Raw genomic sequence first — 6843 nt, forward strand, 5'->3', positions numbered from 1 at the left:
CTGGTCGACGATCTGGTGACCAGCACCAGCCGCCGACCGGACAGCAGCGCGGCCCGGCGCGGCGGCACCGCCAGCGCCCCGTGCAGGTTGCGGTGGCGCTCGGCCGCGGACAGCCCCGCCTGGTCCGCCACCGGCCGGACGTGCCGCAGCGCCGCCGCGGCCAGGGCCGGCCTGCCCGACCGGCTCAGCTCGCGGGCGGCCGCGCGGGCGAGCCGCAGCATCGGGTCGTGCCCGCGGGCACGGACCGCGCGGCGCGCGGAGGGCACCGGTACCAGCAGCAGTGCGCCGGGCGCACCCGGGGCGCCCGCCTCGGCCGCGGAGCGCACGGCAGCGGCGAGCGCCGCTCCGAGCGGCCGGGCGAGCCGCAGGGCGCCGCGCTCCTTGTGGGCGATCAGCAGATGCCGCACCGGCCCGGCGTACGGGGCGGCGGCGTACAGCGGCGGCAGGCCCTCCGGGCCCGGCCGGCGCTCCACCGGCCCGGCGCCGGTGCAGGTCAGCTCCGCCCGGCAGGCCGGACAGAGCTGACCCCCGGTGCCGCCGCAGCCCGCGCACCGGGTGGGCAGCAGCAGGTCGAGCAGACCGGTGCCGAGGAGGCCTGCGGTGAACGGCGGCGTCACGGGCGCCTCCCGGGGCGCGCGGGGCACGGACGACGTGCACGAACGGGACATTCGGCCCGGTGCGGAGTGCCGTACGGACTCTTGCCGGGTCGGGTACTGGGCCATACGGTGGGCGGCCCGGTGCGTGTTGTCCAGCCGTTAACCCCTGTTTCACTCCATGGAAGGTAAACAGAGGGTGACAGCTGTACGGCCAGCCCGGTGTCGCCATGGTGTTCGACTGGGGAGGCGGAAACCCCGAGCGAGGTGTTCCATAAGGCACACAGGGGGTTTCAAGCGCTCCTGGTGGGGAGGAAGTGAGGTGAGGGCCGGTCGGGTTCGCCGCTCCCGGCGGAGGTGGGGGGCTGGTGGTGGACCTGCTGGTCCGGCTGGGTCTCAGCCCGATCCGGGTGCGTTCCGGATCGGCAACAGCACAAGGGATCGGAGTTCTGCGTGGACATCGTCGTCAAGGGCCGCAAGACCGAGGTGCCCAAGAGGTTCCGCGAGCACGTGGCCGAGAAGCTGGAGAAGGTCCAGAAGTTCGACGGCAAGGTGATCAGCCTCGACGTCGAGGTGTCCAAGGAGCACAACCCGCGTCAGGCGGACCGGTCCGAGCGGGTGGAGATCACGCTCCGTACCCGGGGACCGGTGATCCGGGCCGAGGCCGCCGCGAGCGACCCGTACGCGGCGCTCGACCTGGCTTCGGCGAAGCTCGACGCGCAGCTGCGCAAGTCCGCGGACCGCCGCCGGGTGCACAAGGGCGGCAACGGCCGCACCCCCGTCAGCGTCGCCGCCGCGACGGCCGCGCTGGCCAACCTGCCCGCGACGGAGCAGACCGAGGGCCCGGTCAACGGGTCGGCCCGCAAGACCATGATGGGATCGCTGGAGGTGGAGGGCGACGGACCGCTCGTCGTCCGCGAGAAGACGCACCCTGCAGCACCGATGTCGCTGGACCAGGCGCTGTACGAGATGGAACTCGTCGGCCACGACTTCTTCCTGTTCGTGGAGAAGGACAGCGGCCTGCCGAGCGTGGTGTACCGCCGGCACGGCTACCACTACGGCGTCATCCACCTGAAGGAGGACGCGACGGCGATCGGCGGTGGCGCCGGCGGCGCGATCAACGCGCTCGACGAGGACTGATCCCGTCCCGTCGGCCGTACGACAGATCGATCGACCGGTGACCCCGGCGGCCCGCGCCGCCGGGGTCACCCAGCTGGGCGGTCCGGTGTCGGAGGGTGATCAACGCCCCTGCGGTCATGGAATGATGGAGCCGACATCGACCGGCGACCGGGGGGAGGAGCGGATGGGCGAGCCCATCGGCCGTGGTGCACACGGTCCGGGCGCGGACGGCGGGGCCGACGGCCCGCCGGGCTACGGAGGGCACCGCGCCGAACCGATCCGGGTACTGGTGGTCGACGACCACGCGCTGTTCCGCCGCGGCCTGGAGATCGTGCTGGCCGAGGAGGAGGACATCCGGGTCATCGGCGAGGCGGGGGACGGTGCGGAGGCCGTACTCAAGGCCGCCGACCTGCTGCCGGACATCATCCTGATGGACGTCCGGATGCCCCGCCGTAGCGGCATCGAGGCCTGCACCGCGATCAAGGACGTGGTGCCCAGCGCCAAGATCATCATGCTGACGATCAGCGACGAGGAGGCCGACCTCTACGAGGCGATCAAGGCGGGCGCCACCGGCTACCTGCTCAAGGAGATCTCCACCGACGAGGTGGCCACCGCGATCCGCGCGGTCGCCGACGGCCAGTCGCAGATCAGCCCCTCGATGGCGGCCAAGCTGCTCACCGAGTTCAAGTCGATGATCCAACGCCGTTCCGACGACCGGGAGTTGGTGCCCGCCCCGCGGCTCACCGACCGGGAGCTGGAGGTGCTCAAGCTGGTGGCGACCGGGATGAACAACCGGGAGATCGCCAAGGAGCTGTTCATCAGCGAGAACACCGTGAAGAACCACGTCCGCAACATCCTGGAGAAGCTGCAGCTGCACTCCCGGATGGAGGCCGTGGTCTACGCGATGCGCGAGAAGATCCTCGAAATAGGCTGACCGCCGGCCGCCGGCCTCACAGCAGCGCCTCCAGGGCCGGGCGCATCCGCTCGTCCGCCAGCAGCTCCACCCGGACGGTGTCGCAGCCCACCCAGGACGCCGCCTCGCGCAGCGCCTCGGCGAGCGGCGCCACGTACGCGGGCCCCGCCAGGGAGACCTGACGGGCCACCAGGGTGCGGCCCTCGCGCGCCGGGTCCACCCGGCCGACCAGCCGGCCGCCGGCCAGCAGCGGCATCGCGAAGTAGCCGTGCACCCGCTTGTGCTTGGGCGTGTACGCCTCCAGTCGGTGCGACATGCCGAAGATCCGCTCGGTGCGGGCGCGGTCCCAGATCAGCGAGTCGAACGGCGACAGCAGCGTGGTGCGGTGCCGCCCGCGCGGCTCGGAGGCCAGCGCCGCCGGATCGGCCCAGGCCGCCGCCGGCCAGCCCTCGACCTGCACCGGCACCAGCCCGGACGCCTCCAGCGCCGCGTCGACCTGGGCGCCCTTGAGGCGGTGGTGGTCCATCAGGTCCGCCCGGGTGGCCACCCCGAGCGCGGTGCCCGCCTGCGCGACCAGCCGCCGCAGGCACTCCTCGTCGGAGAGGTCCGTCTCGAAGAGCTCCGCCGGGACGGCCCGCTCGGCCGCCTCGTAGACCCGCTTCCAGCCGCGCCGCTCGGTGCACACCACGTCGCCGAAGGCGAGCGCCCGCTCCACCGCGATCTTGGTGTCGGACCAGTCCCACCACTCCGCGGTGCGCTTCGCGCCGCCCAGGCCCGTCGAGGTCAGCGGCCCCTCGGCGCGCAGCCGGTCCAGCACCGACCGGTACGTCTCCGGGGAGACCGGGTGGCCCCAGAGGTTGCCGCGCGCCCGGTAGGCGCGGCGGCGGAAGGCGAACAGCGGCCACTCCTCCATCGGCAGGATGCAGGCCGCGTGGGACCAGTACTCGAAGGTCGTCTCCGAGCCCCAGTAGGCGCCCTCCACCGCGGGGCGCCCCACCGCGCCGAGCCGGGCGTAGGGGACCAGCTCGTGCGACCTGGCCAGCACCGAGATGGTGTCCAGCTGGACGGCGCCCAGGTGCCGCAGCACCCCGCGCACCCCGGCGCGGCGGTCCGGGGCGCCCAGCAGCCCCTGGGCGCGAAGGGCGATCCGGCGGGCCTGGTCGGCGGAGAGCACAACGGTCATGCCGGGCAGCGTAGGCCCTGCCACCGACAACCGGACGGGCGCCGGGAACCCGCCGGGCCCGCCGGAGGTTGTCGTGGTGAGGAGACGCGGTGACCGATTTGCCCCGGGCCCGGTGCTTCACAGCGCTTTGCCCCTGCGGGTGACACAGGAATACCGTGCTGACGGACCTCCCGGCGGCTTGTCCTCCTCGCATACGATGGCCCGTACGGTGGGGTAGGTCTCGCCGACTGTCGTCCAGAGCCGATCCAGGCAAGGAGCCCGCTCACGTGTCCGTCTTCGACAAGATCCTGCGCGCAGGCGAAGGAAAGATCCTTCGCAAGCTGCAGCGGATTGCCGCCCAGGTCAACTCGATCGAAGAGGACTTCGTCAACCTCACCGACGACGAGCTGCGTGCGCTGACCGACGAGTACAAGGCCCGCATCGCCGAGGGCGAGAGCCTGGACGACATCATGCCCGAGGCCTTCGCGACCGTCCGCGAGGCGGCCAAGCGCGTGCTCGGCCAGCGCCACTACGACGTGCAGATCATGGGCGGCGCCGCGCTGCACTTCGGCTTCGTCGCCGAGATGCGCACCGGCGAGGGCAAGACCCTCGTCGGCACCCTGCCCGCGTACCTCAACGCGCTCACCGGCAAGGGCGTCCACCTGATCACCGTCAACGACTACCTCGCCGAGCGCGACTCGGAGTGGATGGGCCGGGTGCACCGCTTCCTCGGCCTCGAGGTCGGCGTGATCCTGGCGAACATGTCGCCGGCCGAGCGCAAGCGCCAGTACGGGATGGACATCACGTACGGCACCAACAACGAGTTCGGCTTCGACTACCTCCGCGACAACATGGCCTGGGCGCAGGACGAGCTCGTCCAGCGCGGCCACAACTTCGCGATCGTCGACGAGGTCGACTCGATCCTGATCGACGAGGCCCGCACCCCGCTGATCATCTCCGGCCCGGCCGACCAGGCCACCAAGTGGTACAACGACTTCGCCAAGCTGGTGCAGCGCCTCAAGCGCGACCGCGACTACGAGGTCGACGAGAAGAAGCGCACCGTCGGCATCCTGGAGGAGGGCGTCGGCCGGGTCGAGGACTACCTCGGCATCGACAACCTCTACGAGTCGGTGAACACCCCGCTGGTCGGCTTCCTCAACAACGCCATCAAGGCCAAGGAGCTCTACAAGGTCGACAAGGACTACGTCGTCATCAACGGCGAGGTCATGATCGTCGACGAGCACACCGGCCGCATCCTGGCCGGCCGCCGCTACAACGAGGGCATGCACCAGGCGATCGAGGCCAAGGAGGGGGTGGAGGTCCAGAACGAGAACCAGACGCTGGCCACCATCACCCTGCAGAACTTCTTCCGCCTCTACGACAAGCTCTCCGGCATGACCGGTACCGGCACCACCGAGGCCGCCGAGTTCCACCAGATCTACAAGCTCGGCGTGGTGCCGATCCCCACCAACAAGACGCCGCGCCGCATCGACCAGCCCGACCTGATCTACAAGTCGGAGCCGGCGAAGTTCGCCGCGGTGGTCGAGGACATCGCCGAGAAGCACGAGAAGGGCCAGCCCGTCCTGGTCGGCACCGTCTCGGTCGAGAAGTCCGAGTACCTCTCCCAGGAGCTGCGCAAGCGCGGCATCCCGCACGAGGTGCTGAACGCCAAGCACCACGAGCGCGAGGCGCAGATCGTCGCGCAGGCCGGCCGCAAGGGCGCCGTCACCGTCGCCACCAACATGGCCGGCCGCGGCACCGACATCATGCTCGGCGGCAACGCCGAGCACCTGGCCGCCGCCGACCTCGCCCAGCGCGGCATCACCCCGGAGGACACCCCGGAGGAGTACGAGGCCGCCTTCCCGAGCGCCCTGGACAAGGCCAAGGAGGCCGTCAAGGCCGAGCAGGAGGAGGTCCAGGAGCTCGGCGGCCTGTACGTGCTGGGCACCGAGCGCCACGAGTCCCGCCGGATCGACAACCAGCTGCGCGGCCGCTCCGGCCGCCAGGGCGACCCGGGCGAGTCCCGCTTCTACCTGTCGCTCGGCGACGACCTGATGCGCCTGTTCAAGGCCGGCATGGTCGAGCGCGTCCTGTCGATGGCGAACGTGCCCGAGGACGTGCCGATCGAGTCGAAGATGGTCACCCGCGCCATCGCCTCCGCGCAGACCCAGGTCGAGCAGCAGAACTTCGAGATCCGCAAGAACGTCCTCAAGTACGACGAGGTCCTCAACCGCCAGCGCGAGGTCATCTACGGCGAGCGCCGCCGCGTCCTGGAGGGCGAGGACCTGCAGGAGCAGGTCGGCCACTTCATGGACGACACCGTGGAGGCGTACGTCACCGCCGCCACCGGCGAGGGCTTCGAGGACGACTGGGACCTCGAGAAGCTCTGGACGGCCCTCAAGCAGCTGTACCCGGTCGGCCTCGACCTGGAGGAGCTGGAGGAGGAGGCCGGCGGCACCGCCGGGCTGACCCCCGAGTTCCTCACCCAGTCGATCCAGGAGGACATCCAGGCCGCCTACGGCCGCCGCGAGGACCAGCTCGGCGAGCAGATCATGCGCGAGCTGGAGCGCCGCGTGGTGCTGTCCGTGCTGGACCGCCGCTGGCGCGAGCACCTCTACGAGATGGACTACCTCCAGGAGGGCATCGCGCTGCGCGCCTACGCCCAGCGCGACCCGCTGGTCGAGTACCAGCGCGAGGGCTACGACATGTTCTCCGCCATGATGGAGGGCATCAAGGAGGAGTCCGTCGGCTACCTGTTCAACCTGGAGGTCCAGGTCGAGCAGCAGGTCGAGGAGGTCCCGGTCGCCGAGGACGCCGTCGTCCTGGAGAAGACCGACGCCCGCCCGGAGATCAAGGCCAAGGGCCTGGAGGCCCCGGCCCGCCAGCGGCTGCACTACACCGCGCCGACCGTCGACGGCGACGAGACCGTCATCGAGGGCGACTTCGACGACGCCGGGGCCGACGAGGGCGACGGGATGACCCGCGCCGAGCGCCGCCGCGCCGCCAAGGCCGCCGGCCGCGGCCGGCGCCGCAAGGGCTGAACCGCAGCGAGACCG

General features: G+C 71.4%; 5 protein-coding genes. 3 read left to right on the plus strand and 2 right to left on the minus strand.

Annotated features, from left to right (window positions below; genetic code table 11):
• On the minus strand, positions 1–617 hold a 617-nt coding region (locus ABZ641_RS21595), incomplete at its 3' end, for a double zinc ribbon domain-containing protein (protein ID WP_359984019.1).
• Positions 618–1046: 429 nt separating this feature from the next.
• Here ABZ641_RS21595 and raiA point away from each other — a divergent pair.
• Both raiA and ABZ641_RS21605 read left to right on the plus strand, forming a co-directional pair.
• Entirely contained in the window at positions 1047–1733 is a 687-nt protein-coding gene (gene raiA / locus ABZ641_RS21600) for a ribosome-associated translation inhibitor RaiA (protein WP_344623395.1), read from the plus strand.
• Positions 1734–1908: 175 nt separating this feature from the next.
• Complete coding sequence (locus tag ABZ641_RS21605) at positions 1909–2646, plus strand: response regulator transcription factor (RefSeq protein WP_344623458.1); 738 nt, start codon at positions 1909–1911, stop codon at positions 2644–2646.
• Between the two features lie 16 nt (positions 2647–2662).
• On the opposite strand, the gene ABZ641_RS21610 is transcribed toward ABZ641_RS21605, so the two are convergent.
• Positions 2663–3808, minus strand: coding sequence for a crosslink repair DNA glycosylase YcaQ family protein (locus tag ABZ641_RS21610; RefSeq protein WP_344623396.1), 1146 nt, complete (start codon positions 3806–3808; stop codon positions 2663–2665).
• 266 nt (positions 3809–4074) lie between these two features.
• Between ABZ641_RS21610 and secA the strand changes: the two genes are divergently transcribed.
• Positions 4075–6828 carry a preprotein translocase subunit SecA gene (gene secA / locus ABZ641_RS21615; RefSeq protein WP_344623397.1) on the plus strand — a complete coding sequence of 918 codons (2754 nt, stop codon included), beginning with the start codon at positions 4075–4077 and terminating at the stop codon, positions 6826–6828.
• Positions 6829–6843 lie beyond the last annotated feature (15 nt).

Origin of the sequence: Kitasatospora sp. NPDC007106 (assembly GCF_040634455.1) — a bacterium.
GTDB classification, from domain to species: domain Bacteria; phylum Actinomycetota; class Actinomycetes; order Streptomycetales; family Streptomycetaceae; genus Kitasatospora; species Kitasatospora arboriphila.

Coding starts and splice junctions, on each gene's coding strand:
- ABZ641_RS21610 (WP_344623396.1), bottom strand. CDS start 3,808: ATGACCGTTGTGCTCTCCGCCGACCAGGCCCGCCGGATCGCCCTTCGC.